Below are 24224 nucleotides of genomic sequence, written 5' to 3' on the forward strand. Positions count from 1 at the left end.
CTTATTTGGCGCAGCGCATGCTCGGTGACGACTGACGTGCGCCGAGGTCAGGCCGAGAGCTGTTCGGCGCGCGCCTTGAGATTGTCGGCGAGGTAGTCGATGGTGTCGCCGATCGCCTTCTTCACCATCGGCTTCGGGATGGCGAGCTTGGTCTCCACGTCGAGGTCGACGGTGAGCAGCGACGTCGGCCCCATCGGCACCACGGAGAACTTCTGCTCCTGCTTGTCGAAGTGGTCGCCCTGCTGCAGCATCGTGAAGATCTCGTTCTCGCCGGGGTAGTAGACGGCGGTGATGAACGTGCCGGCCTGGCCCTGCACCTCGACGTCGAGCCGGAGCTGGCTCGGCCGCCCGTCGTCGTAGCGGGCCAGGATCCAGCAGCCCTTGATCTCGGGATTCCACTCGGGGTACTTCTCGAAGTCGCGGACGATCCCCAGGATCGCCTCGGCGGGGGCCGACACCTCGACGGTCTTGCTCACCAGCGGCATCGGGCGAGCATAGCGAGCGTCAGTCCGACGGCACGCGAGCAGTTTCGAGCAGATCCCGGATCGGATCGGGGATCGGGATCGGGCGGCGTGCCTCGCGGTCGACGTAGACGTGCACCCAGTGCCCGACGGCCGCGACCGGCACGTCGCCGCCCGCCGCGGGGAACAGCGAGAGCCGGTAGGTGACGCTGCTGGTGCCGATCCTCGCGACGGCCAGGCCGACGGTCAGCGGGTCGGGGAACTTGAGCTCCGCGAAGTACTGGCAGCCCGACTCGGCGACCACGCCCAGCCACGGCGCCTCGAGCGGATCGACCCCGATCGTGGTGGCGATCCACGCGTTGATCGCGGTGTCGAACAGCGCGTAGTACACCGCGTTGTTGAGGTGGCCGAACATGTCGTTGTCGGTCCAGCGGGTCAGCACCGGCCAGTGCACCGGGAAGTCGCGACTGGTGAGGTCGGTCGGCATGGGTAGCAGTCTCGCAGTCGGGCAGTCTGGTGGACATGACAGTGCGCATCCGCGGCGCGGTGCTCGAGGAGATCGGGCGTCCGAGGCCCTACACCGAGTCGACCCCACTGACCGTCAGCGACGTCGACCTCGCGCCGCCGGGCCCCGACGAGCTGCTCATCGGCATCGAGGCGGCCGGGCTCTGCCACTCCGACCTGTCGGTGGTCGACGGGAACCGGGTGCGACCGGTGCCGATGCTGCTCGGTCACGAGGCGGCCGGTGTGGTGGAGCAGGTCGGTCCCGGCGGCTCGGACCTCGCCGTCGGCCAGCGGGTGGTGATGACGTTCCTGCCTCGCTGCGGACACTGCCCCGCCTGCGCGACCGACGGCCTCACCCCGTGCGAGCCGGGCAGCGCCGCCAACGCCGCGGGCACGCTGATGCACGGTGACATCCGGCTGAGCCGCGACGGCCGGCCGGTGCACCACCATCTCGGTGTCTCCGGCTTCGCCACCCACGCCGTCGTCGACCGGCACTCGGTGGTCCCCGTCGATGCCGACGTCCCGCCGGTCGTCGCGTCGCTGCTGGGCTGCGCCGTGCTCACCGGCGGCGGCGCCGTGCTCAACGTGGGACGGCCGCAGCCCGGCCAGACCGTCGCCGTGGTCGGCCTCGGCGGAGTGGGCATGGCCGCGGTGATCACCGCACTGGCCCACGACGACGTCCGCGTGGTCGGCATCGACCAACTCGACGACAAGCTCGACCGCGCCCGCGCAATGGGAATCCACGAGGCCTACACCCCCGAGCAGGCCGCCGAGCAGAACCTCAAGGCGACGGTGGTGGTCGAGGCGGTCGGCCACCCTGCTGCGCTGGAGACCGCGGTCGCGCTGACCGCGCCGGGCGGCCGCACCGTGACCGTCGGCCTGCCGCGGCCCGACGCCCGGATCACGTTGTCGCCGTTGGGTTTCGTCGCCGAGGGCAGGTCGCTCATCGGCAGCTACCTGGGTTCGGCGGTGCCCGCCCGCGACATCCCGGTGTTCGTCGACCTGTGGCGTTCGGGCCGGCTGCCGGTGGAGTCACTGGTGTCGTCCACCATCACCCTCGACGAGATCAACTCCGGCATGGACCGTCTCGCCGAGGGCGAAGCGGTGCGTCAGGTGATCAGTTTCGGCTAGCGCCCGCGCCGACCGGCGCCTTCGTCGCGATGCCCTCGCGGCGGAGTGCGTCCACGATCAGTGAGCGCAGCCTGCGGCTCACCTCGAACTGCTTGCCCGGCAGCGTGCGCGCCACCATCTGCAGGTTGACGGTGTCGAGTTCCATGCTCTCGACGCCCATCAGCGCGGGCTCGTCGAGCAGCAGGTCCGGGAGGCCGTCGTCCTTCATCGCGGCGCCCGAGACGTTGCGGAGCACCTCGTTGACGTGGTTGAGGTCCGCCGACGCCGGCACCGGGACGTCGACGACCGCGCGCGCCCAGTCCTTGGACAGGTTCAGCGCCTTGACGATCTGACCGTTCGGCACGGTGTACATCTCGCCGTCGGCTGTGCGCAGCTTCGTCACCCGCAGGGTGACGTCCTCGACCGTGCCCTGCGCGGTCCCGCCGCCGTTCACGGTGAGCTCCACCAGATCACCGAAGCCGTACTGCTTCTCGGTGATGACGAAGAAGCCGGAGAGGAGGTCCTGGACGATGCGCTGGGCGCCGAAACCGAGCGCCGCGCCGAGCACCGCGGCCGGCGCCACCAGCGATCCGACCGGAAGGCCCATCTGGTTGGCGATGTCGACCGCGACCATCACGTAGAGCACGGCGATCGCCACCGACGAGATCACCGAGGCGAGCGCCTGCCGGTGCTTGACGCTCTCCGAGCGCACCACGGCGTCGCTGTCGTCGATCCGGCTCAACCGGTTGCTGATCCGCTTTGCGACGTAGCGGATGACCCGGGTTGCGATCACCACGAACACCAGGACCAGCAGGATGTGCAGGCCCTTGGTGGCCAACCAGTGGCCGAGGCTGTTCTGCCAGAAGCCGTGCCAGGAGTCGCCGAACGCCGCGAGGTTGCGGATGTCCGGGGTGTCGATGTCTGAGATGTCGATGTCTGAAGTCATCGCCCGGAAGCCTTCCCTCTGCCCGCGGGGGGCCAAACACCGCGACGCGGACCTGTTACCGGGCCCACACAACATGTATGATGAGTTGGCAACTCATCATATGTCTACGCCCTCCAGGAGTTCCTGATGTCCGACCGCATCCGCCACCTCACGCTCTCCCACGTCGTCCTGCCGCTCGACAACCCGGTCAGCGACGCCAAGGTGCTCACCGGGCGGCAGAAGCCGCTCACCGAGACCGTGCTGCTGTTCGTCGAGGTCGTCACCGAGGACGGCCACGAGGGCATGGGGTTCAGCTACTCGAAGCGGGCGGGCGGCCGGGCGCAGTACGCCCACCTGGCCGAGATCGCCGACACCGTGCTCGGCCAGGACCCGTCCGACATCGACCGCATCTACCAGTCGCTGCTGTGGGCGGGCGCGTCGGTGGGCCGCTCGGGCGTCGCCACACAGGCGATCGCGGCGCTCGACGTCGCCCTGTGGGACCTCAAGGCGCGCCGGGCCGGCCTGCCGCTGGCCAAGCTGCTCGGTGCGCACCGCGATTCCTGCCGGGTGTACAACACCTCCGGCGGCTTCCTGCAGGCCTCGGTCGAGGAGATCAAGGAGAAGGCCACCGCGTCGCTCGAATCGGGCATCGGCGGCATCAAGATCAAGGTCGGTCAGCCCGACTGGCAGACCGACCTCGACCGGGTGGCCGCCATGCGCGAACACCTCGGTGACGCCCCGCTGATGGTGGACGCCAACCAGCAGTGGGACCGGGCCCGCGCCCGACGGATGTGCCGTGAGCTCGAGCGCTTCGACCTGATCTGGATCGAGGAGCCGCTGGACGCCTGGGACGCCGTCGGTCACGCCGACCTCAGCCACACCTTCGACACCCCGATCGCCACCGGCGAGATGCTCACCTCGGTGCCCGAGCACCTGGCGCTGCTCGACGCCGGGTACCGCGGCATCGTGCAGCCCGACGCCCCTCGGATCGGCGGCATCACGCCGTTCCTGCGCTTCGCGACGCTGGCCTCCCAGGCCGGGCTGGCCCTGGCGCCGCACTACGCGATGGAGATCCACCTGCACCTGGCCGCGGCGTACCCCACCGAGCCGTGGGTCGAGCACTTCGAATGGCTCAACCCGCTGTTCGACGAGCGCATCGAGATCCGCGACGGCCGGATGTGGCTGCCGGAGCGGCCCGGCCTCGGCTTCACCCTGAGCGACCGGATGCGGTCGCTGACCAAGGAGTCCGCGTCGTTCGGTACGCGATGATCTATCCGTGACGACGACATTGGCGGCCGGGGTGGTCGCCGGGCTGAAGGACAAGATCTTCACCGGCGCCCTGCTGCCCGGCCACAAGCTGCCCTCCGAAGCCGAGCTGATCGAGGAGTTCGGAGTGTCGCGCACGGTGGTCCGCGAGGCCGTCACCCGCCTGCGTGCCGAGGGTCTGGTCGAAACATTCCAGGGCCGTGGGTCGTTCGTGCTCGCCGTGCCCGAGCCCACGTCGTTCACCGTCGAGTCCGCAGCACTGCGCACCCACCGCGACGTGCTCGACATGGTGGACTTCCGGCTCGGCGTGGAGTCCGAGACGGCCGCACTGGCCGCCGCCCGCATCGACGACGCAGGCCGCGAGACCATCCGGTCGGCGCTGGCGGCCTTCGTCGCGGCTGCGCCCGAGGACGCCGTCGAGGCCGACTTCCGCTTCCACCGCGCCGTCGCGGCGGTCAGCGCGAACCGCTTCTGCCTGGAACTGCTCGACTCGCTGGGCCCGATGATGATCATGCTGCCGCGCACCCGGCTCGGCGCCGAGTACTCGATCACCGACGCCGGCCATGCCGCGCGGGTGCAGCGCGAGCACGACGACATCGCGGCCGCGGTGCTGGCCGGCGAACCCGACACCGCCCGCGCCGCGATGCGGCTGCACCTGGGCAACACCCGAAGGCGGCTGGCCGCCGGGCGGTGATCCGGACTCCGCGAGTGTGAAACGTGGGCGGAGATCCGGCCGGATTCCCGCCCACGTTTCACACTCGTGAGGGCTAGACGCCCACTTTTTCTGCGGGATCCGCGGATTCGGCCTTGGCCTTCCGCGCCGACATCAGGTGCCGGATCACGGGCAGCGCGATCAGCAGGATGAAGATGGCCAGGATCACCCCGGAGATGGGCCGGGTGAAGAAGCCCGTCGCGTCGCCGCCGAAGATGAGCAGCGAACGGCGCGTGCTGGATTCGATGATGGATCCGAGCACGAACGCCAGCACCATCGGGCCTGGATCGAAGCCGGCCTTCTTCATCAGGTAGCCGATCACGCCGAAGGCCACCATCAGGTAGATGTCGAAGACCGAGTTGTTGATCGTGTAGACGCCGAGGATGGTGATGAGCGCAGTGATCGGCGCCAGGATCGCCGGGCGGACCCGCAGGATCCGCACGAACAGTCCGACCAGCGGGATCGACAGGATCAGCAGCAGGATGTTGCCGATGTACATCGAGTTGATGACGCCCCAGAACACGTCGGGGTGCTCGGTGACGAGCTGCGGACCGGGCGAGACGCCGAGGATCAGCAAGGCGCCGAACAGCATCGCCATCGTCGCGTTGGCCGGCAGACCGATGGTCAGCAGCGGGATGAACGACGACGTCGCCGCCGCGTTGTTCGCGGTCTCGGGTGCGGCCACGCCTTCGATCGCGCCGCGACCGAACCGCTCGGGGGTCTTGGAGCGGCGCTTCTCCGTGGCATAGGCCACGATCGAGGACAGCACCGCACCGCCGCCGGGCAGCACGCCTAGCACGAAGCCGATGATCGACCCGCGGCCGATGGCACCCGAGGACTGCTTGAGCTCCGCTTTCGACGGCCAGACGTTGCCGACCTTGGTCGGTGGCTGCACCTTGCGGTGACGTTGCTCGAGGTTGTAAAGGATCTCGCCGACACCGAACAGGCCCATGGCGACCACCACGAAGTCGATGCCGTCGGCGAGCTGCAGGCTGTCGAACGTGAAACGGCTTGCGCCGCTGAAGCTGTCACGGCCGACGGTGGCCAGCAGCAGGCCGATCGTGCCCGCGATCAGTGCCTTGAGCTTGTTGCCGCTGCCGATCGTCGCGACGAGCAGGACGCCGAGCAGGGCGAGCGCCGCGTACTCCGGCGGCCCGAAATCCAGCGCGACGCTGGCGACCACCGGGGCCAGCAGGGTCAGGCCGACGATCGAGATGGTCGCGCCGACAAAGGATCCGATGGCCGCGATGCCCAGCGCGGTGCCGGCCTTGCCCTGTTTCGCCAGCGCGAAACCGTCGAACACGGTGACCACCGAGGACGCCTCACCGGGCAGCCGGAGCAGCACCGAGGTGATGGTGCCGCCGTACTGGGCGCCGTAGTAGATGCCGGCCAGCATGATGATCGCCGACACCGGGTCGATGGTGTAGGTGATCGGCAGCAGGATGGCGATCGTTGCCGCGGGGCCAAGGCCCGGCAGCACGCCGATGATCATCCCGATCAGCACGCCCGCCAGGCAGTACAGCAGGTTCTTCGGCTCGACGACGAGGGCGAACCCGTCGAGAAACGCGGTGAAGTCCATGGATTCGGTCGATTCTCAGAAGTTGATCAGGTGCGGCAACGGAATTCGCAGCCCGTAGAGGAACAGGAAGTAGAAGACGGTCACCGTCACCACACTGATCACCACGGTGTTGCGCCAGCTCTCCCCGCCGAGGAAGCGCAGCCAGATGACCGAAAGCACCAGCGCGGGGATCTCGAAGCCGGTGAGCGGCAACAGCAGACCGAACGCGACAAAGGTGACGATGCCCGCCACCGGCAGCCAGCTGCTGCGGGTGAACGCCTCGCTGTCGCCGAGGCCGCGGCCCACCACGAGCAGGATCGCCGACAGCATCGCGATCACGACGCTGACGAGGAACGGCCACAGGCCCGGACCCGGCTCGGCCGGCGATCCGAGTCCGTACCCCCAGGCCAGCACAGCACCGCCGACCCCGATCGCGATCCCGACCAGTGCGCCGACGGTCTGGTAGAGCGGACCGCCCTGCGGCGGGCGGTCCTCCTCCAGCTCGTGGGCGACCTCGGCCTCGATCTCGGCGAGGATGTCGCGGGTGTGCGGGTGATCGGGGTGCGGCGCCTCGACGGCGCCGCCGTCCTCGGCCGGTCCCTTGGCGGTGGAGTTCACGGGCTAGCCCTCGTTGCGGAGATTGATGTCGTACTGCTCGACCAGGTCGGCGTAGCGCTGCTGATCCTCCTTGAGCTGGGCGAGCACCTCGTCACCGGAGAGCTCCATCGGAGTCAGGCTGTTCTGCTTGTTGAAGTCCTTGTAGGCCTCGGTCTCGAAGGTGGCCTTCATGCCTTCGACGAGCTTGTCGCGGACGTCCTGCGGCGTCTCCTTGGGCACCGTCATGAACCGGTACTGCGTCACCTCGACGTCGAGGCCCTGCTCCTTGGCGGTCGGCACCTCGGGCAGGTACTCGATGCGGTCGGGCCCGAACACCGCCAGCGGGGTCAGCTTGCCGGACTGGATGTTCTCGATCGCCTCGCCGACCTGGATGCTTGCCACGTCGACCTGGTTGCCGAGCACCGCGGCCAGCGCCGGGGCGCCGCCGTCGAAGGGGACGGCCTGGGCGTTGACGTTGGAGGTCTTGAACAGCAGCGCGGCCGACAGCTGGGCGCCGGTGCCGACGCCGGTGGTGCCGTAGCGGATGGTCTTGGTGGCCCGCTTGACGTCGTCGAGGTTGCGCAGGCCGCTCTGCGGGTTGGTGACCAGGACGTAGTCGTCGCGCGAGACGCCCTGCACGACGTCGAAGTCGTCGATCTTGGTGACCTCGTCGGGCGCCACCGCGAGCGGGGTGATGGTGAACAGCGAGGCGTTCTGGATGGCGATCTTCGAGCCGTCCGGCGTGGCCTTGGCGACCTCGGCGGCCGCGAGCGCGCCGTTGGCGCCCTCCCGGTTGATGACGGGGAAGGAGGCGCCGAGATCGTCGGACAGGCCCTTGGAGATGGCGCGGCTGATCAGGTCGCTGGAGCCGCCGGCCGAGGCGCCGACGTACATCTCGACGGTGCCCGATGGCCAGGAGTCCCCGGATCCACCGCCGGTCGAACTCTGCACACCGCTGCACGCGGTGAGCAGCAGGCCGGCGGCGGCGGTGACGGCCACACCGGCGCGGCGGGCGCGGCGGGTGCGGGAAGCGGTGGTGAGCGGCATGGCTATCACTCCTGTGTGATCTGTGGTCGACGCCGACGGTGAGTGTGGTCGCCGTCACGTACAAGGTAGAAACAATCAGTGATACCTGTCCAACGCCTTTCTGGCATCGTTTGATACTTTGCGTGCATGACAGTGACGTTGGACCAGGTCCGCTGCTTCATCGCGGTGGCCGAGGAGCTGCATTTCGGTCGCGCGGCGGACCGGCTGGCGATGACGCAGCCCCCGCTGAGCCGGCAGATCCAGAAACTCGAGCGCGCCGTCGGCGCCGGCCTGCTCGACCGGGACAACCGCCGGGTGCTGCTCACCCCGGCGGGCGCCGCGTTCCTGGAGGACTGCTACCGGATGCTCAACACGCTCGACGCGGCGACCGCGCACGCGCAGCGGGTGGAGCGCGGTTCGGCGGGCACGCTGCACCTCGGCTTCACCGCGGTGTCGGCGATCGCCATCCTCGGCCCGCTGCTCAACCTGCTGGGCAGCGAGCTGCCCGACATCGAGGTGGTGCTGCACGAGCGGGTGACCGGCGCCCAGGTCGACGGCATCCGCCGCGGTGAACTCGACCTGGGGCTGGCACGGCCGCCGTTCGACACCGCGCTGCTCGCCTCACAGATCGTGGCGCGCGAACCGCTGCGCGCGGTGGTCCCCGTCGGCCATCCCCTCGCCGCGATCACCCGGCCACTGGAACCGCAGGACTTCGACGGCCTGCCGGTGATCAGCTACCACCCCATCCAGGCGCGCTACTTCCACGAGCTGACCGTGCGGTTCCTGTTCAACGGCCACCCCCGCATCACGCAGCGGGTGCAGCAGATCCTCACGGCGGTGCTGCTGGTGGCCGCGGGCGAGGGGGTCGCGCTCGTGCCGGCCAGCGCCACCGCGCTGAAGGTCGACGGCGTGGTCTACCGGGCGCTCACCGACGTGTTCGGCGGTCACCCCGACAGCGATCCGGCCCGGCCGGTGGAACTGCACGCGATCTACCCGCGGCAGGGCCTGACGCCGCTGCTGCGGGAGGTGCTGCGGCTGGTGGCGCGCTCGGCCGAGCATCTCGACGAGTTGTTCGGCGCGCATTAGAGCCAGCGCCGGGAGCCCTCCGTCAGCCGGCGGCCAGTCCGAGCACCCGCTCGGCGTTGCCCGAGGCGATCTTGCGGAGGTCGGCCGCCGCGACCGGCGCGGTCCGGAGCAGTTCGGCGCCCGCGGTGTTCGCACGGTAGGGGTAGTCCACCGAGTACAGCACCCGGTCGACGCCCATGACGTCGAGCGCACACCGCAGCGGCGGCGGGGTGAAGTAACCGCTCGTCGTCACCACGAAGTGGTCGAGGAAGTACTCCGCCACCGGCCGCTGCAGACCGGTGACCGCCGGGGACAACCCGTCCTGCGCACGGATCAACGAGAACGGCAGGTTCTCGCCCATGTGGCCGACGATGAAGCGGAGCCCGGGAAAGCGGTCGAAGACGCCGGCCAGGATCAGCCGCAGGCAGTGCATGCCCAGCTCCGCATGCCATCCCCAGGCCGCCGTCGACAGGAAGTAGGCGCTGCGTTCGGGGAGCCCGCCGAAGTAGGCCTGCTGCACGGCGCGCGGCGGCGGTGTCGGGTGCAGGTACAGCGGCACGTCGAGGTGCTGCGCGGCTTCGAAGATCGGGGTGAAGCGCGGGTCGTCGAGGAAGGCGCCGCCCTCGGTGCCGTTCAGGAAACCTCCCACGCAGGCGAGTTCGCGCACGCCACGCTCCAATTCGGTCGCCGCGGCGTCCGCGTCCTTGAGCGCGAGGCTCGCGAACATGGCCAGCCGTCCGGGGTGGCGCCGGGTCGCGGCGAACGCCGCGTCGTTGGCGTCGCGGACCAGCGCGGTCGCATCCGCAGGCGCCAGCGACTCCTGCCCGCCCGCGGCCAGCGACATGACCTGCAGGTCGACTCCCCCGGCGTCCATCGCGCTCAACCGGCCGTCGTCCAGGTCGAGCAGCCGGCCCTCCAGCACGTCGGACCGCGCGACGTCCGGGGTGAACGCCGCAGTGGCAGCGAGGAACTCGGGCGTCGTGAAGTGCTCCTCGAGGGTGATCACGCGAAGCTCGGTGTGGTCGTCGCCGACGGGTGAGGCGGGTATCCGCAGCGTCATCAGGCGCGCACCCCGGCGGCCAGGGTCAGCGCCCTGACGACGCTGTGCCGCCCCAGGTCGACCTTGAACGCGTTCTGCGTCAGCGGCTGCGCGCCGTCCATCGCGACCGCGGCGGCGCCGTGGAACGCCTCCTCGCCGGGCGGACGCCCGATCAGACTCTGCTCGGCCGCGTGCAGCCGCCACGGTGTGGCGGCCACCGCACCGAGCGCGAGCGCGGCCGCGGTGATCACACCGTCGGTGACGTGCAGTCCGGCCGCCACGGACACCAGCGCGAACGCGTAGCTGTGCCGGTCGCGCACCTTGAGATACCAGGAGTGGTCGGCGAAGTCCGAGGGCGGCAGTTCGATACCGAGGATGAGTTCGCCCGGCAGTAGCACGTTGTCGACGTCCGGTGTGCTGCCCGGCAGGGCGAAGAAGCCGTCGAGCGGAATGGAGCGCCTGCCCTGCGGGGACTGGACGTGCACCGTCGCATCGAGGATCGCCAGTGCGACGGCCATGTCCGACGGATGGATCGCCACGCAGTGGTCGCTCGCGCCGAAGATGGCGTGCTCGCGGTGGAAGCCGTGCCGTGCGGCGCATCCGCTGCCGGGGTCGCGCTTGTTGCACGACGTGAACGTCGTCTGCATGAAATACGGACACCGGGTGCGCTGCAACAGGTTCCCACCGGCGGTCGCCATGTTGCGCAGCTGTGTGGTGGCGCCGCTGAGGATCGCATGGGACAGCACCGGATAGCGGGTGCGGATCAGGGGATGGTTGGCGATCGCGCTGTTGGTCACGCCCGCGTCGATGAACACTCCGCCCCCGGCGGTGGGCGCGATCGTCGTTAGGCCGAGCCGCCGCAGATCGACCAGCGAGTCCGGTTCCTCGACCCCGCCCTTCATCAGGTCCAGCAGATTGGTGCCGCCGGCGAGGTACTTCGCGCCCGGCGCCGCACCGGCGGCGAGGGCGTCGTCGACGCTTGCGGCGTGCCGGAACGCGAAGGTCTTCATGCGGTCTCCCGCGCGACGGCTTCGATGGCGGCGACGATGTTGGCGTAGGCGCCGCACCGGCAGATGTTGCCCGCCATACGTTCCCGGATCTCCTCGGTGGTCAGTGGCAGCCGGCCGTTGACGACGTCGTCGCGGCCGCACTCGAAGGACGCGGTGCTCAGATCGCCGCGGGCGTGCTCGGCGAGCATCGCGTGTGCCGACGAGATCTGCCCGGGAGTGCAGTAGCCGCACTGGAATCCGTCGCAGTCCAGGAAGGACCGCTGAAGCGGATGCGGTTCCTCCCCGTCGGCGATGCCCTCGATGGTGAGGACGTCCGAGCCGTCGATCGACGCGGCGAGGGTCAGGCAGCTCAGCACCCGCTCACCGTCGACGGCCACGGTGCACGCGCCGCAGAGCCCGTGGTCGCAGCCCTTCTTGGTGCCGGTCATGTGCAGGCGCTCGCGCAGCAGGTCGAGCAGCGTGGTGCGGACGTCGGCCGCGACCCGGTGGTGCTCGCCGTTGATGCGGAGTTCCACCGCATGGTCGGTGCTCATCACGCCTCCTGGGCGGTGGGAGGTGAATAGGGCGTCATCAGGTCCTCGAGGGTGATCGGCAGGTCGCGCAGCCGCTTCCCGGTGGCGTGGAAGACGGCGCCCGCGATCGCGGCCGGGACCCCGCAGGTGCCGATCTCGCCGATCCCGCGCACCCCGATCGGGTCGAGCCCGAAGTCGGTGCTGTCGACGAACGAGATGTCGAACTCGGGCCGGTCGGCATGCGTGGGCAGGTAGTACTCGCCGATCATCTGCGCGGTGTCGGCGTCGTAGGGCACCTGTTCGAGCAGCGCCATGCCGAGGCCGAACGTGATGCCGCCCATCACCTGGTTGCGCGCGAGCTTCGGATTGAGCACGCGGCCGCAGTCCATCACCGCGACCCACCGGGTGACGGTCGCGCGGCCGATCTGCTCGTCGACCTCCACCTCGCAGAAGTGGGCGCCGAACGACTGGAAGGCGCTGCCGCTCTGGTCACCGGCGTCGCTGTCGGCGGTGAAGCTGAGCTGATCGGCGAGCCCGCTCAGGTCGACGCCCGCCGGGTCGGCGTGCGCACCGGCGAGTTCGCCGATCCGCCGTTTCCACTCGGTGGCGGCCGCATGGACGGCCGATCCGACCGTCGCGGTGGTCTGCGAGGCGCCGCTGTACGGGGCGGCGGGGAAGTCGGAGTCGCCGGAGTCGAAGGCGACCCGCGACAGTGGAAGCCCGGTGACGTCGGCAGCCACCTGCGTCATGACCGTCCGCACCCCGTTGCCGACTTCGTGTGTGGCCGAGGCGAACCGGACGGTCCCGTCCACGGCGGTGACCACCCGGCAGCTCGCAGGCATGCGCCGGCCCGGATACGTCGCCGTCGCCATCCCCCAGCCGACCTGAACACCGTTGCGTCGCAGCGCCCGCGGCGTGAGGGGCCGTCCGTCCCAGCCGAAGCGCCGCGCGCCGATGCGGTAGCAGTCGAGGAGGTGCTTGCCCGACCACGGCTTGCCGCTCGCCTGGTCGTCGGCCGCGTGGTTGCGTATCCGCATCTCCAGCGGATCGATCTCCAGCTGGTGGGCGAGTTCGTCGATCGCCGACTCGAGGGCGAACAGGCCGGGCGCCTCACCCGGGCCGCGCATGAAGCACGGGGTCGGTGCGTTGACCCGGGCCGTGCGGTGCGACACCTCGAGGTGGGGCGAGGAGTAGAGAAACCGGGTCGACAATCCGGCGGGCTCGCAGAAGTGAGCGACGGTGGACGTCTCGGTCAGCGTGTGGTGTTCGGTGCCGAGGAGATGGCCCTCGCCGTCGGCGACGAGGACGAGGTCCTGGACGGTGCGGGGCCGGTGCCCGGTGGAGGAGAACATCTGATCGCGCGTCAGGACCAGCTTGACCGGCCGCCCCACCTCGCGGGCGGCGACCGCGCACAGGACCACGTGCATCCACAGGAAGCTCTTCGACCCGAACGCGCCGCCGACCAGCGGGGACAGCACCCGCACCCGCTCCTCGGGGATGCCGAGGTAGGCCGCCAGTGCCGTCCGCTCGCCGGCGATCCACCGCGTGCTGTCGTGCACCGTCAGGTGATCTCCGGACCAGGATGCGACGGTGGCGGACAACTCGATCGGGTAGTGGGCGTTGAGCGGCGTCGTGTATCGGGACGCCACCCGGTGGGCGCCGTCGGCCGGCGGCTCGCCGCGGCGGTCCTGCAGCTTCTCCTCCGAGAGCTTCACGAAGTGGTCGGGCCGGTAGCTCCCGTGCCGGACGGGGCCGTCCTGCCCGTCCGCTGCGGGTGGGACGTCGCGGGCGTCCAGTTGGGCAGGCAACCGCTCGTAGTCGAGATCGAACAACGCTGCCGCGGCGGTGGCGTTCTCGAGCGTGTCGGCCACGACCAGGGCCATGTGCTGCCCGACGTGCTGCACGGTCAGGTCCGAAAGCGGTGGACGCCGCTCCAGCGGCAGGTCCCAGGACAGTTCCTCGGGCAGCGTCCCCAGCGCCGGGCAGTTCAGCGGTGTCAGGACGTGCAGCACCCCCTGGGCCGCCGACGCGCGGTCGGCGCTCGCGCGCATCGATTCCCCGGCGACCCGGCCGTGCGGGATCTCCGACTGGACGAGCACGGCGTGCACCTGCCCCGGCAGCGCGACGTCGGCGGTGTAAAGCGCTGCGCCGGTGACCTTCTCGCCGCCTTCGACGCGATTGACCGACCGGTCCGTCCGATCCACGGTCGCCGTCATGTCGTCATGTCCTTTCCCGGGTGGCCGCCGACGCGGCCCGTCGTCGCCGAATATAGGCGCGTATCGGTGCCGCGGCAGGGCGGTGAGCTGGGGTCGACATTATTTTCCTGCTAGCCGGAATCGGCTGGTGCGCCGTGCGGCACCACGGATGGGTGCAGGCGTCCATGACAAGCGGGCGCCGCGTGCACCAGAGTCGACGGCAGCACCATCCCGGCAGCAGGCCGGCCCGGCCACCCATCGCAGAGGAGCCCACCGTGACGACGTCGATCGCGCGAAGCAGCCACACCACCTCACTTCTCGACGGTGAGATCGTGGAGGAGTCCGACCTGGGCTCGATGCGGCGGGTGACCGCCGACAACCTGCCGATCCTCGCGGGGCTGTCGATCAAGCGGGTGCTGCTCAACCCAGGCGCGATGCGGACCCCGCACTGGCATGCCAACGCCAACGAGCTCACCTACTGCGTCTCCGGCACCGCCCTGGTCTCCATCCTCGACAGCGGGAGCAGGTTCTCGACGTTCCTCGTGACGGCCGGGCAGATGTTCCACGCGGAGTCCGGCTCCCTGCACCACATCGAGAATGTCGGTGACGACATCGCGGAGTTCATCATCGCCTTCCGCCACGAGCGGCCCGAGGACTTCGGGTTCGGCGCCACCCTCGGCGCCTTCAGCGACGCGGTGCTCGGCAACACCTACGACCTACCGGCCGCCGACTTCGCCACGATGCGTCGCACCGGAACCGATCGCAAGCTCGCCGCCCGCGTCGGCGACCCCGTCATCCCCGCCGCGGCGCACTTCGGCGATCCGCACAAGTTCGACGTCGAAGCGCAGGCGCCGGGGCTGAACTACGCCAGCGGCAACGCCCGGTTCGCCCGCGACCAGTTCTGGCCCGCGCTCAAGGACATCTCGATGTACTCGCTGCGCGTCACCGAGGACGGCATGCGCGAACCGCACTGGCACCCGGTCACCGCGGAGATGGGCTATGTGCAACACGGCGACGCCCGCATGACCGTCATGAGCCCGGACGGCGCCCTGGACACCTGGAATCTCACGACCGGCGACATGTACTTCATCCCGCGCGCGTACCCGCACCACATCGAGAACATCGGCCACGACGACTGGCACTTCCTGATCTTCTTCGACCAGCCGTTCCCCGCCGACGTCGGCTACCGCGCCTCGGCCAGTGCGTATTCGCGCGAGGTGCTGGCCGCGGCGTTCGACACCCACATCGACGACCTCCCCCGGTTCCCCTTCACCCCGGCGGATCCCCTGATCGTCACCCGCACCAATCCACTCGACTGACTCCCCGGCTGTGACCCGCGCGCGCTAGAACCAGTCGGGTGACATCTCCAGCGTGGTTCGGTCCAGGCTCTCGAGCAGGTCGAGTTGCGGTGCGATACGGGGCAGTTCGTAACGGAAGAAGTACCGCGCGGCCTGCCGCTTGCCGTCGTAGAATTCGCCGCACTCGCTGTGCGCGGCGACGAACTGCTCCAACCACATCCAGGCGATGACGAGGTGCCCGAACGCCTCGAGGTAGACCACGCTGTTGGCCATCGCCGCCTCGACATCACCCGAGGCGAACATGCCGGAGGTGACCTCGACCAGGCGCCGCCACATCCCGTTCAGTGCGGCGGCGAGCTCGGCGGCCTCGCCGCGGATGCTGTCGGCGGCCGCGACCGTCCCGGCGATCGCCTCGCCGAGCGCCGCCAGACTGGCACCGCCGCGCTGAGTCACCTTGCGGCCCAGCAGGTCCAGGCTCTGGATGCCGTGCGTTCCCTCGTGGATGGGGTTGAGCCGGTTGTCCCGGTAGTGCTGCTCGACGTCGTACTCGCGGGTGTAGCCGTAGCCGCCGTGCACCTGGATCGCCAGGCTGTTGGCCTCCAGGCACCACTGCGACGGCCAGCTCTTGGCGACCGGGGTCAGGATGTCGAGCAGCAGGGCGGTGGCGTCGCGCTCGCCGTCGGACTCCGCGCTGTGTGACACGTCGACCAGCCGCGCGCAGTACAGCGCCAGGGCCAGGGCGCCCTCCGCATAGGCCTTCTGCGCCAACAGCATTCGCTTGACGTCGGCGTGCTCGATGATCGGCACCTGCGGCGTCGACGGATCCTTGGCGGTCACCGGACGGCCCTGCGGCCGCTCCCTGGCGTACTGCACCGACTTCAGGTATCCGGTGTAGCCGAGCGCGACGGCGCCCATGCCGACACCGAGGCGCGCCTCGTTCATCATCCGGAACATGTAGGTGATCCCGCGGTGCGGCTCACCGACCAGGTAGCCGACCGCACCGTCCGCGCCGCCGGGCCGGTGGGTGCCGTCGCCGAAGTTCAGCACGGTGTTGGTGATGCCGCGCTGGCCCATCTTGTGGTTGAGGCCCGCCAGCACGACGTCGTTGCGCTCGCCGATCGCGCCGTCGTCACCGACGAGGAACTTCGGCACGATGAACAGCGAGATGCCCTTGGTGCCAGGAGGTCCGCCGGGGATTTTGGCCAGCACGAGATTGACGATGTTGTCGGTCATCTCGTGCTCAGCGCCCGAGATCCACATCTTCGAGCCGAACAACCGGTAGCTGCCGTCGGGCTGCGGCTCCGCGCGCATCGTGATGTCGGCCAGCGACGATCCGGCCTGGGTCTCCGACAGCGCCATGGTGCCCGAGAACCGGCCCGCCAGCATGGGTTTGACGAACGTCTCGATCTGTTCGGCGGTGCCGAACTCGGCGAGCAGGTTCGCGTTGGCGACCGTGAGCATCAGATAGCCGGAGGTGGCCAGGTTGGCCGCGGAGATCCAGGCGAACGCGGCCTGCGCGACGGTCGCGGGCAGTTGCGCGCCGCCGACCTCGGCGTCCATGCCCATCGCGAGCAGGTCCGCCGCGGCGAAGGCGTCCCACGCCTGCTTGACCTCGGGGATCAGGGTGACCCGCTGCCCGTCGAACGTCGGCTCGTTCGCGTCGCTCTTCTTGTTGTGCGGCGCGAAGTAGCGTTCGGCCAGCTGCTCGCACAGGTCGAGCACGCCGTCGAAGGTCTCCTTCGAGTGTTCGGCGAATCGGTCGCGCTTGGTCAGCCCCTCGACCTGCAGCCACTCGTAGAGCAGGAAGTCGAGGTCGCGCCGCGACAACAGGACGGACTTCATCTGATGGTGCTCACCCCGCCGTCGACGGGAATCACAGCGCCGGTGATGTACGAGCTCGCCCTGGCGGCCAGGAACACCGCGATGCCCGCCATGTCCTCGGGCGCCCCGATGCGGCCAAGGGGCAGCGCCCGTCCCACGGCGTCGGCGCCGGGGGCCAGCAGCACCTTGGTCATCCGTGACTCGAACAGCCCAGGCGCGATCGCGTTGACCAGGATCCGCGGCGCCAGTTCCGTGGCCAGGTGCTTGGTCAGCATGTGCACGGCCGCCTTGCTGGCCGCATACGAGAAGTTGTCGCGGCCCTTCTCCGGGGTGAAGTACCCGTCGATGCTGCCGGTGTTGACCACCCGGGCCGGGTCGTCGTCGGTCGAGCCCGCGGTGAGCAGCGGCACCAGCGCGCGGGTCAGCAGGAACACGCCCTTGACGTTGACGTCGAAGACCCGGTCGAAGGCCGACTCGGGGAACTCGTCGAACGGCGCGCCCCAGTTCGAGCCCGCGTTGTTGAACAGCGCGTGCACCGCGTCCTCGCGGTCGGTCAGCGCGGCGGTCAGCGTCTGCACCCCTTCGGCGGTGCCCAGGTCGGCGGGGACCGCCTCGACCGGGCCCAGCGACGAGAGTTCGGCGGTGGCCGAGGCGAGTTCGGCCTCCTTGCGGCTGGAGAGGTACACCTTTGCGCCGGCCTGCAGCAGCCCCCGCGCCATCATCACCCCGATGCCGCGGCCGCCGCCGGTGACGACGGCGACCTTGCCGTCGAGCCGGAACATGTCGGTCATGCGCCGCGGCCGGTGGTGACGTCGAGGCCGAGCGGAGATTCGGCGCGGATGGTCTCGTCGCGGATCAGTCCGCGCAGCAGTGCGGTGCTGAATTCCTCGGCGATCTCCTGCGCGGTGCGGCGGCCCTGTGGGCGCAGCCAGCGGTAGGCGCCGAGGGTCATGCCGATGTAGCCCAGCGCCAGCACGTGGGAGTCGCAGTCGTAGAACTCGCCGCTGGCGATCCCGCGGTCGATGACGTCGCGGACGTGTTCGTAGACCTGGGTCTCCTTCTCCCGGATGTAGGCCACCTGGTCCTCGGTGAACCACTCCGTGATGTAGGGCCCCTCCTGGAAGTAGACCGCCGCGCGCTCGAGGTCGCCGGCGATGCCGACCAGCAGTCGCCGGGTGAAGTGGTAGATGGTCTCGCGCGCCGACGCGCTGGGGTCGTCGTGCAGTGCGTCGACGGTGAAGTCCGCGGCGCCCTTGTAGATGTCGTAGAGGATCAGCGACTTGCTGGCGTAGTAGTGGTACACCGTGGCCTTGTTCAGTCCGACCGCGTCGGCGACGTCGTCCATCCGGGTGCCGTGGTATCCCCGCGCCGCGAACAGCTTGGTGGCCACTGCCAGCAATTCCTGGCGCCGGGACAGGCCGTTCGGCGAGGCTGCTGGGGACGTATCGGACATGGTGACTCGCTATCGAACGTGCCCGCTGGGGCGTCAACTAACCGGTAGGTCGATCAGTCTAGGCAATGCGGCCCCGAACCCCTGCCGGTGACGGGCCCGCCGGGGCTAGACTTCCACCAACGCCGCGTCTACTGGGAGGTACCGATGGATCCGAATCCGGACTACGACGCGAGCGACGAGATCGAGTACTTCTTCCAGTGGTTCCCCTGGGGGCTGCGCGGCGTGTACCCACCGCCGTCCTACCCGCCGGTCTAGACCCTCTCAGTTCCCGCGCCTGCCTGGCGGCAGTGCGCTGAGCTGCAGTGTCAGCATGTTGTGTTAGCTTCTCTAAGTAATGAGCCGACACACCGCACGCAACGACGACGACAGCTGGGATCTCGCCTCGAGCGTTGGCGCGACCGCGACCATGGTCGCCGCCTCGAGGGCACTGGCCACCCGCAGCGCCGACGCACTGATCGACGACCCCTATGCCGAACCCCTGGTGCGTGCCGTCGGCCTCGAGTTCTTCGTCCACCTGCTCGACGGCAAGGTCCCCGACGCCCAGCCCCGCTACGACGCCGAACGCTCCGGCGAGCACATGGCTGTGCGGACGCGGTTCTACGACGACTTCTTCCTCAACGCCGTCCGAAGCGGCATCCGGCAGGTGGTGATCCTGGCGTCCGGACTCGACACCCGGGCCTACCGACTGCCGTGGCCGAAGGACACCGTCGTCTTCGAGGTCGACCTGCCCGGCGTGCTGGAATTCAAGTCGACGACGCTGCGGGCACTCGACGCCGAACCCGCCGCGAAGCACCGGACGGTGCCCGTCGACCTGCGTGACGACTGGCCGGCGGCGTTGCGCGCCGCGGGTTTCGACCCGGCGACGCCGACGGCGTGGAGCGCCGAGGGCCTGCTGGTGTACCTGCCCTCGGCCGCCCAGGACCGGCTCTTCGACGAGCTCACCGCGCTCAGCGCGCCGCGCAGCCAGTTCGCCTGCGAGTACGTCCCCGACATGTCGGTGTTCGGCCACGAGGCGCTGCGCGAGATGTTCGAGGAGTCGGCGGTGAACGTCCGCGACCTGGTGTACCAGGACGACCGCAGCCAGGTGCCGGAGTACCTGAGCCGGCTCGACTGGTGCAGCAGCGTGCGCACCGCCGAACAGCTCTACGCCACCAACGGGCTGGACTATCCGGACGCCGCGGAGTTCGCGATGTTCTCCGACGTCACCTACCTGCGCGCCGAATTGGACTAGCTGGGCGCGCCGATCCGGATCCGGTCGCCCGGGTCGGGGCAGGCCTGCGACAGCGCCATCAGGTTCGCGTTGAGCTCCACGCCGACGCGGCTGAACTCCGCAGCGAAGTCCGCGGTCCGCTCCCGCAGCACCAGCGCGGCCGTCCGGTCGGCCAGGCCGGCCACGTCGTGTGCCCGCCGGGCCAGACCCTCGTCGCGAATCGTGTTCGCCGCAGCGGTGATTCGCGCGATCAGGTCGCCATATTCGGTCGCCGGCGTTTCCGCCTCGCCGTTCACCTCCTTCGCGACGGCGTCGTGGAACCGCTCGGCCTCGTCGCCCACCGCCCGGACCGCGTCGCAGTCCGGCGACGACCGTTCGCCCGTCAGCACCACACCGAGCAGGATCCCGATGGCCGCGACCACGACGACCACTCCGCCCGCGATCCACCACACGCGCCGCGTCATCCCTCGATTGTCGCCCGTGCGGGACGACCACGATGGCGCAGATCAGGCCGCGGCGGCCTTGACAGCCCGCCCCACCTCGGCGCGCAGCTCGGTGTACTCCGGTGAGCGGCGCAGCTCGTCGGCGTCGACACCGACGCGGGGCAGGTCGACCGGCAGGTCGAGAGCGACCTGGCCGGGTCGCCGGGTCAGCACCACGATGCGCGACCCGAGGAACGCGGCCTCGTCCGCACTGTGCGTGACGAACACCGTGGTGCGTCCGGACTCCGCGCTGACCTGCCGCACGTCCTCCTGCAGCCGTTCCCGGGTCAGCGCGTCGAGCGCCGCGAACGGCTCGTCGAGCAGGAACAGCGGCGTCTCGGCGGCCAGCGCCCTGGCGATCGCGACGCGCTGCTGCTGCCCGCCGCTGATCTCCCAGATCTTGCGGTCGGCGGTGCCCTCGAGCCCGACGCGCTCAAGCAGCTGGTCGCGCCGCTCGGCCCGCCGCTCGCGCGGCACCTTCGCGTACTTCAGCGCCAGGTCGACGTTGCCGCCGACCGTGCGCCACGGAAACAGCCGCGGCTGCTGGAACACCACACCCGCCGTCACGCCGGGGGTGGGCGCGACCCCGGCGACCTGCACCGAACCCTCGCTCGGCGATTCGAAGCCGGCGAGCAGCCGCAGCAGGGTGCTCTTGCCGCAGCCCGACGCGCCGACCAGCACCAGGAACGAGCCCGGGTCGACCGTCAGGTCCACCGGTCCGACGGCCGTGACCTCGGCGCCTGCGCGCCCGTAGCGATGCGAGACGTTCCGCAGGCGGACACCGTGGTCCACCGCCGTCCGGACCGCGCCGTCACTGGGTGAGGGCACCGGGCAGACCCGTGGTGTACAGCGCGTCCTGGAACGTCTTCAGCGGCGCGGCGGCCTCGATCTGCTTCTGCTCGAACAGGAACTGCGAGGCGCTCTGCAGGTTCGCGGCGAGGTTGCCGGGGCTGCCGTCGGCGCCGAGCCACTCCGGCGACGCGATCTCCGCGGGTGTCAGGAAGCCGACCTGCTTCAGCTGGCCCTCGATTTCACCCGGTGTCAGGCCGCTCTCGGCGGCGATCGCCTTGGCGGCGGCCGCGGGATCGTCCTTGATGAGGTCGAGGGCCCGGGCCTGCTGCTGCCGCCAGGTGTCGACCACCTCGGGGTGGGCGGCGGCGAACTCGTCGGCCACCACGGCGAGGTCGAGGGTGGGCTTGCCGTCGGCGGCCAGCTGCCTGCTGGTGATCAGGTCCTTGCCGTTGCGGCGCAGCTGGTCCAATGTCGGCAGCCAGGAGTAGCCGGCGTCGATGTCACCGCGGTCGAACGCGGCGAGGATGGCTTGCGGCTGCAGGTCGACGAGCTGGACGTCGGCCGGTGAGAGGCCGCTGCGGTCGAGCGCGGCCAGCAGGCTGTAGTGCGCCGTCGAGGCGAACGGCGTGCCGACCCGCTTGCCCCTCAGATCGGCGATGGTGTTGACGCCGCTGCCGTTGCGGGCCACCAGTGCCTCGTTGTCTCCGGCGACGTCGAGGATGAACGCCACCCGGTAGGGGATGTTCAGCGGCGCCGAAAGGCCACGCGCGACGGGGCTCGACCCCAGCGCGCCGAAGTCGACCTCCTTGGCCACGAACGCGGTGTTGACGTCGGCGCCCGAGTCGAACTTCGTCCATTTGACGTTGTATTCGGGCAGCGCGTCCTCGAGCCAGCGGTTGTTCTTCACGATCAGATCGCCGCTCGGGAAGCTCTGGTAGGCGATGCGGATCGTCGGCTTCTCGGCGTCCCCGCCCGAGCGGTCCACCGAACACCCGGACAGCCCCAGTGCCGTGACCGCCAGCGCCGCGACGGCCGCTCCGAATGCCCTACGCCTCATATTTTTCCTCTCCAGGGGACCGCGCGCCGTTCGATGGCACGCAGCAGACCGTCGATGACCAGGCCCGAGAAGCCGATGGCGAAGATGCCGACCAGCACGACCGGGGTGTTGTTGTAGTTGCTCGCGTCCTTGACCAGGCCGCCGACGCCGGGCAGCCCGTTGAACAGTTCGGCCGCCACCACCGACGAGTACGCCATCCCGACGGCCAGGCGCACGCCGGTGAACGTCTCGGGCAGCGCCGACGGCACGACGACGTCGCGGATGACGTCGCGGCGCGACGCGCCAAGAGCCCGCGCGGCCTCGATCAGGCCGACCGGCGCGGCCATCACCGCCGCCGTGGTGGCGACCGCCGCGGGCGGCAGCGCGGCCAGCGCCAGCAGGGTGATCTTGGGGGCCTCGTCGATCCCCAGCCAGATCACCAGCAGGAAGAAGTAGGCCAGCGGCGGCAGCGCCCGCAGGAACGTCAGCCACGGCTCCAGCACGCTGCGGACCCAGGACACCGACCCCATCACCACGCCGAGCGCCACCCCGAGCGTGACACCGACCACGACGCCGACGAGTACCCGCCGCAGCGTCATGTAGAGGTGCTCCCACAGCAGGTAGCCGGCGTAGCCGCGGACACCGTCGTGGGTGGTCGACACGTCGACCAGGGCATGCCACACGGTGCTCGGATACGGCACGAAGGTCTGGTTCCAGACACCGCTGACCGCGACGAGTTGCCAGGCGCCGAAGAACACCGCCACCGACAGCAGCGGCAACGCCGCACGCGTCAGACGGCCGCGCCACCGGCCCGCGGGCGCGGCGACCACGGGCGCGTCGGCCTGCCGCTCGGCGGGCGCGATATCGGTGAACACAGACACCCGGACACCTTGGCGGTTGTCTCAGCTCAGGCGAATAGCTGCGCTCACCGCGATTCGAATTCCGGCACGCTCAGCGCGATCTCGTCACCGCGACGGACGATGAGCTCCATCCGCTCGAACGCGTCCAGCCAGCCCGGCATCGGCCAGCGGTTCCATCGGCTGCGGAAGACCCGGGCGTTGTCCACGATCTGCGCGAGGTGTTCCACCGGTGGATCGGACACCGGGTGGTGCTGGTGGTAGGCGTGCGCTCCGCCGACCCACACCAGCGGGATGTCGTGGCGCCGGGCGACGGCCGCGAAGTCGGTGTCCTCCCCGCCGTAACCGACGTACTCCTCGCAGAAGCCACCGAGGCGACGCCAGGTGTCCGCCGACACCGCGAACGACAACGACCAGAACAGGTCGTGGTTCGGTTCGGGGACAAGCATTCCGGCCGGCGGCGACGGCCGGCCCGGGTGGGGACGGGTGAGCGCGTCGAGGTCGTCGAGCGGGTAGCCGTCGGGCCCAGGCGGCGACAGGTAGGTGACGGGACCGCTGAGCAGCGCACCGGCGCCGAGGGCGCGGTGCGCGTCGACGTAACGGCCGACGAGCGAACGGCCGGGAATGCAGTCCACATCGAGGAAGATCAGCAGCTCGGCGCCGCGCTGCAACGCCCGCTCGGCGCCCGCGTTGCGCGCCGCGGCCAGCGGCAGCCCGGCACCCGCGGCCGGGCATTCGACGACGTCGGCCTTATCTCCGGCGATGGCGGCGATCGCCGGATCCGCCATCGCCACCACGCACCGCACATCCGGTCGGGCGTCCGACCGGGCCAGACCCGCGTTCTGCGCCCGCAGGTGGTGGTGCCTGCCGTGCACGACGGTGATGACGGCGGTCCTCGGCCCGGTCATGCGGCGATGGCCGCCGCGGCGCGGGCGGCGGCGCCTTCCACCTGCAGCCGTTTCCACTGCCGCGGGTCCTGGTGGCGCGCGCGTTGCACCAGTGCGGCCCAGCGGTCGGCGGACGGCCAGCGTGGCACCGACACTGCGATGCCCGCCTCCGCGAGAGCGGCCGCGGTGGCGTGTTGTTCCCCGAACGGCCGCTGCTCGGGGATCACGACGGCGCACGCCTGGGCCAGGGCCACATCGGCGATGGCGTTCTGGCCGGCGTGGGTGACCACCACCTCGGCCGCCGAGAGCAGGGGCCACAGGTCGTCGACCCAGTCGGCGCCGCCGCCCGCCGCCACCCAGCGCAGACCCGGTGTGGCGCGCGCGAGTTCGGCCGGCGCGTCGCGCGGC

At 70.1% G+C, this 24224-nt stretch carries 25 protein-coding genes and 1 pseudogene; 7 read left to right on the forward strand and 19 right to left on the reverse strand.

Annotation, left to right across the window (positions count from 1 at the left end; translation table 11 throughout):
* Window positions 1-47: 47 nt before the first annotated feature.
* Together H7I41_RS21330 and H7I41_RS21335 are read right to left on the reverse strand one after the other, a co-directional pair.
* Window positions 48-485, reverse strand: a complete 438-nt coding sequence (locus H7I41_RS21330) for an SRPBCC family protein (RefSeq protein ID WP_264014614.1) — start codon at window positions 483-485, stop codon at window positions 48-50.
* A 19-nt stretch (window positions 486-504) separates the two neighbouring features.
* Entirely contained in the window at window positions 505-948 is a 444-nt protein-coding gene (locus H7I41_RS21335) for an acyl-CoA thioesterase (RefSeq protein WP_264014615.1), read from the reverse strand.
* Between the two features lie 35 nt (window positions 949-983).
* Between H7I41_RS21335 and H7I41_RS21340 the strand changes: the two genes are divergently transcribed.
* A complete protein-coding gene (locus tag H7I41_RS21340; protein ID WP_264014616.1) occupies window positions 984-2096 on the forward strand; it encodes an alcohol dehydrogenase catalytic domain-containing protein in 1113 nt (370 codons plus the stop codon).
* Here the strand turns inward: H7I41_RS21340 and H7I41_RS21345 are convergent.
* Complete coding sequence (locus H7I41_RS21345) at window positions 2083-3021, reverse strand: mechanosensitive ion channel family protein (RefSeq protein WP_264014617.1); 939 nt, start codon at window positions 3019-3021, stop codon at window positions 2083-2085. The two genes, H7I41_RS21340 and H7I41_RS21345, sit on opposite strands and share 14 nt — an antisense overlap.
* Window positions 3022-3147: 126 nt before the next feature.
* Between H7I41_RS21345 and H7I41_RS21350 the strand changes: the two genes are divergently transcribed.
* Both H7I41_RS21350 and H7I41_RS21355 read left to right on the forward strand, forming a co-directional pair.
* On the forward strand, window positions 3148-4269 hold the full coding sequence (locus tag H7I41_RS21350; RefSeq protein WP_264014618.1) for an L-talarate/galactarate dehydratase: 1122 nt from the start codon (window positions 3148-3150) through the stop codon (window positions 4267-4269).
* 7 nt (window positions 4270-4276) lie between these two features.
* The gene (locus H7I41_RS21355; protein WP_264014619.1) at window positions 4277-4960 is read left to right on the forward strand and encodes a FadR/GntR family transcriptional regulator; all 684 of its coding nucleotides are present in this window, start codon (window positions 4277-4279) and stop codon (window positions 4958-4960) included.
* Between the two features lie 73 nt (window positions 4961-5033).
* Here the strand turns inward: H7I41_RS21355 and H7I41_RS21360 are convergent, their stop codons facing one another.
* From H7I41_RS21360 to H7I41_RS21370, 3 genes are read right to left on the reverse strand one after another with little or no spacing between them, the layout of a single operon-like run.
* A complete protein-coding gene (locus H7I41_RS21360) occupies window positions 5034-6557 on the reverse strand; it encodes a tripartite tricarboxylate transporter permease (protein ID WP_264014620.1) in 1524 nt (507 codons plus the stop codon).
* Window positions 6558-6572: 15 nt separating this feature from the next.
* Complete coding sequence (locus H7I41_RS21365; protein WP_264014621.1) at window positions 6573-7154, reverse strand: tripartite tricarboxylate transporter TctB family protein; 582 nt, start codon at window positions 7152-7154, stop codon at window positions 6573-6575.
* A gap of 3 nt (window positions 7155-7157) precedes the next feature.
* Window positions 7158-8180 carry a tripartite tricarboxylate transporter substrate binding protein gene (locus H7I41_RS21370; RefSeq protein ID WP_264014622.1) on the reverse strand — a complete coding sequence of 341 codons (1023 nt, stop codon included), beginning with the start codon at window positions 8178-8180 and terminating at the stop codon, window positions 7158-7160.
* A gap of 126 nt (window positions 8181-8306) precedes the next feature.
* Between H7I41_RS21370 and H7I41_RS21375 the strand changes: the two genes are divergently transcribed.
* A complete protein-coding gene (locus H7I41_RS21375; RefSeq protein WP_264014623.1) occupies window positions 8307-9245 on the forward strand; it encodes a LysR family transcriptional regulator in 939 nt (312 codons plus the stop codon).
* 22 nt (window positions 9246-9267) lie between these two features.
* Here H7I41_RS21375 and H7I41_RS21380 read toward each other — a convergent pair whose 3' ends face one another.
* Genes H7I41_RS21380 through H7I41_RS21395 form a run of 4 tightly spaced genes read right to left on the reverse strand, consistent with a single transcriptional unit; the run spans window position 9268 to window position 14001 of the window.
* Window positions 9268-10284 (reverse strand): amidohydrolase family protein, encoded by a 1017-nt coding sequence (locus H7I41_RS21380; protein WP_264014624.1) that lies wholly within the window; start codon window positions 10282-10284, stop codon window positions 9268-9270.
* A complete protein-coding gene (locus tag H7I41_RS21385; protein WP_264014625.1) occupies window positions 10284-11273 on the reverse strand; it encodes an FAD binding domain-containing protein in 990 nt (329 codons plus the stop codon). The genes H7I41_RS21380 and H7I41_RS21385 overlap by 1 nt, the downstream gene beginning before the upstream one ends.
* On the reverse strand, window positions 11270-11806 hold the full coding sequence (locus H7I41_RS21390) for a (2Fe-2S)-binding protein (protein WP_264014626.1): 537 nt from the start codon (window positions 11804-11806) through the stop codon (window positions 11270-11272). Before H7I41_RS21390 ends, H7I41_RS21385 begins: the two co-directional genes overlap by 4 nt.
* A complete protein-coding gene (locus H7I41_RS21395; protein ID WP_264014627.1) occupies window positions 11806-14001 on the reverse strand; it encodes a xanthine dehydrogenase family protein molybdopterin-binding subunit in 2196 nt (731 codons plus the stop codon). Before H7I41_RS21395 ends, H7I41_RS21390 begins: the two co-directional genes overlap by 1 nt.
* A gap of 254 nt (window positions 14002-14255) precedes the next feature.
* On the opposite strand from H7I41_RS21395, the gene H7I41_RS21400 reads away from it, so the two are divergent.
* Window positions 14256-15299, forward strand: coding sequence for a cupin domain-containing protein (locus H7I41_RS21400; RefSeq protein ID WP_264014628.1), 1044 nt, complete (start codon window positions 14256-14258; stop codon window positions 15297-15299).
* A gap of 24 nt (window positions 15300-15323) precedes the next feature.
* Here the strand turns inward: H7I41_RS21400 and H7I41_RS21405 are convergent, their stop codons facing one another.
* From H7I41_RS21405 to H7I41_RS21415, 3 genes are read right to left on the reverse strand one after another with little or no spacing between them, the layout of a single operon-like run.
* A complete protein-coding gene (locus H7I41_RS21405) occupies window positions 15324-17120 on the reverse strand; it encodes an acyl-CoA dehydrogenase (protein WP_264014629.1) in 1797 nt (598 codons plus the stop codon).
* Window positions 17117-17890 (reverse strand): SDR family oxidoreductase, encoded by a 774-nt coding sequence (locus H7I41_RS21410; protein ID WP_264014630.1) that lies wholly within the window; start codon window positions 17888-17890, stop codon window positions 17117-17119. Before H7I41_RS21410 ends, H7I41_RS21405 begins: the two co-directional genes overlap by 4 nt.
* Entirely contained in the window at window positions 17887-18552 is a 666-nt protein-coding gene (locus tag H7I41_RS21415; protein WP_264014631.1) for a TetR/AcrR family transcriptional regulator, read from the reverse strand. Before H7I41_RS21415 ends, H7I41_RS21410 begins: the two co-directional genes overlap by 4 nt.
* A gap of 90 nt (window positions 18553-18642) precedes the next feature.
* Between H7I41_RS21415 and H7I41_RS21420 the strand changes: the two are divergent.
* Together H7I41_RS21420 and H7I41_RS21425 are read left to right on the forward strand one after the other, a co-directional pair.
* Window positions 18643-18807, forward strand: a pseudogene (locus tag H7I41_RS21420) (CAP domain-containing protein); the annotation flags it as partial.
* 79 nt (window positions 18808-18886) lie between these two features.
* Window positions 18887-19783 carry a class I SAM-dependent methyltransferase gene (locus H7I41_RS21425; protein WP_264014634.1) on the forward strand — a complete coding sequence of 299 codons (897 nt, stop codon included), beginning with the start codon at window positions 18887-18889 and terminating at the stop codon, window positions 19781-19783.
* On the opposite strand, the gene H7I41_RS21430 is transcribed toward H7I41_RS21425, so the two are convergent.
* From H7I41_RS21430 to H7I41_RS21455, 6 genes are all read right to left on the reverse strand, one after another.
* Window positions 19780-20226, reverse strand: a complete 447-nt coding sequence (locus tag H7I41_RS21430; protein ID WP_264014635.1) for a hypothetical protein — start codon at window positions 20224-20226, stop codon at window positions 19780-19782. The two genes, H7I41_RS21425 and H7I41_RS21430, sit on opposite strands and share 4 nt — an antisense overlap.
* 42 nt (window positions 20227-20268) lie before the next feature.
* Window positions 20269-21072, reverse strand: a complete 804-nt coding sequence (locus tag H7I41_RS21435; RefSeq protein WP_372503780.1) for an ABC transporter ATP-binding protein — start codon at window positions 21070-21072, stop codon at window positions 20269-20271.
* The gene (locus tag H7I41_RS21440; RefSeq protein ID WP_264014636.1) at window positions 21056-22093 is read right to left on the reverse strand and encodes a taurine ABC transporter substrate-binding protein; all 1038 of its coding nucleotides are present in this window, start codon (window positions 22091-22093) and stop codon (window positions 21056-21058) included. Before H7I41_RS21440 ends, H7I41_RS21435 begins: the two co-directional genes overlap by 17 nt.
* A complete protein-coding gene (locus H7I41_RS21445) occupies window positions 22090-22953 on the reverse strand; it encodes an ABC transporter permease (RefSeq protein ID WP_372503781.1) in 864 nt (287 codons plus the stop codon). Before H7I41_RS21445 ends, H7I41_RS21440 begins: the two co-directional genes overlap by 4 nt.
* A gap of 44 nt (window positions 22954-22997) precedes the next feature.
* Complete coding sequence (locus H7I41_RS21450; RefSeq protein WP_264014637.1) at window positions 22998-23837, reverse strand: glycosyltransferase family 2 protein; 840 nt, start codon at window positions 23835-23837, stop codon at window positions 22998-23000.
* Window positions 23834-24224, reverse strand: a 391-nt coding sequence (locus H7I41_RS21455) for a glycosyltransferase (protein ID WP_276009329.1), incomplete at its 5' end; no start/stop codon positions are given. The genes H7I41_RS21455 and H7I41_RS21450, both read right to left, overlap by 4 nt.

Source organism: [Mycobacterium] manitobense, assembly GCF_025821665.1.
Taxonomy (GTDB): domain Bacteria; phylum Actinomycetota; class Actinomycetes; order Mycobacteriales; family Mycobacteriaceae; genus Mycobacterium; species Mycobacterium arseniciresistens.

Bases quoted from the DNA above. Each gene is read 5' to 3' on its own strand.
- H7I41_RS21330 (WP_264014614.1), bottom strand. From the start codon at position 485: ATGCCGCTGGTGAGCAAGACCGTCGAGGTGTCGGCCCCCGCCGAGGCG.
- H7I41_RS21335 (WP_264014615.1), bottom strand. From the start codon at position 948: ATGCCGACCGACCTCACCAGTCGCGACTTCCCGGTGCACTGGCCGGTG.
- H7I41_RS21340 (WP_264014616.1), top strand. From the start codon at position 984: ATGACAGTGCGCATCCGCGGCGCGGTGCTCGAGGAGATCGGGCGTCCG.
- H7I41_RS21345 (WP_264014617.1), bottom strand. From the start codon at position 3,021: ATGACTTCAGACATCGACATCTCAGACATCGACACCCCGGACATCCGC.
- H7I41_RS21350 (WP_264014618.1), top strand. From the start codon at position 3,148: ATGTCCGACCGCATCCGCCACCTCACGCTCTCCCACGTCGTCCTGCCG.
- H7I41_RS21360 (WP_264014620.1), bottom strand. From the start codon at position 6,557: ATGGACTTCACCGCGTTTCTCGACGGGTTCGCCCTCGTCGTCGAGCCG.
- H7I41_RS21370 (WP_264014622.1), bottom strand. From the start codon at position 8,180: ATGCCGCTCACCACCGCTTCCCGCACCCGCCGCGCCCGCCGCGCCGGT.
- H7I41_RS21375 (WP_264014623.1), top strand. From the start codon at position 8,307: ATGACAGTGACGTTGGACCAGGTCCGCTGCTTCATCGCGGTGGCCGAG.
- H7I41_RS21380 (WP_264014624.1), bottom strand. From the start codon at position 10,284: ATGACGCTGCGGATACCCGCCTCACCCGTCGGCGACGACCACACCGAG.
- H7I41_RS21385 (WP_264014625.1), bottom strand. From the start codon at position 11,273: ATGAAGACCTTCGCGTTCCGGCACGCCGCAAGCGTCGACGACGCCCTC.
- H7I41_RS21390 (WP_264014626.1), bottom strand. From the start codon at position 11,806: ATGAGCACCGACCATGCGGTGGAACTCCGCATCAACGGCGAGCACCAC.
- H7I41_RS21395 (WP_264014627.1), bottom strand. From the start codon at position 14,001: ATGACGGCGACCGTGGATCGGACGGACCGGTCGGTCAATCGCGTCGAA.
- H7I41_RS21405 (WP_264014629.1), bottom strand. From the start codon at position 17,120: ATGAAGTCCGTCCTGTTGTCGCGGCGCGACCTCGACTTCCTGCTCTAC.
- H7I41_RS21410 (WP_264014630.1), bottom strand. From the start codon at position 17,890: ATGACCGACATGTTCCGGCTCGACGGCAAGGTCGCCGTCGTCACCGGC.
- H7I41_RS21415 (WP_264014631.1), bottom strand. From the start codon at position 18,552: ATGTCCGATACGTCCCCAGCAGCCTCGCCGAACGGCCTGTCCCGGCGC.
- H7I41_RS21425 (WP_264014634.1), top strand. From the start codon at position 18,887: ATGAGCCGACACACCGCACGCAACGACGACGACAGCTGGGATCTCGCC.
- H7I41_RS21430 (WP_264014635.1), bottom strand. From the start codon at position 20,226: ATGACGCGGCGCGTGTGGTGGATCGCGGGCGGAGTGGTCGTCGTGGTC.
- H7I41_RS21440 (WP_264014636.1), bottom strand. From the start codon at position 22,093: ATGAGGCGTAGGGCATTCGGAGCGGCCGTCGCGGCGCTGGCGGTCACG.
- H7I41_RS21450 (WP_264014637.1), bottom strand. From the start codon at position 23,837: ATGACCGGGCCGAGGACCGCCGTCATCACCGTCGTGCACGGCAGGCAC.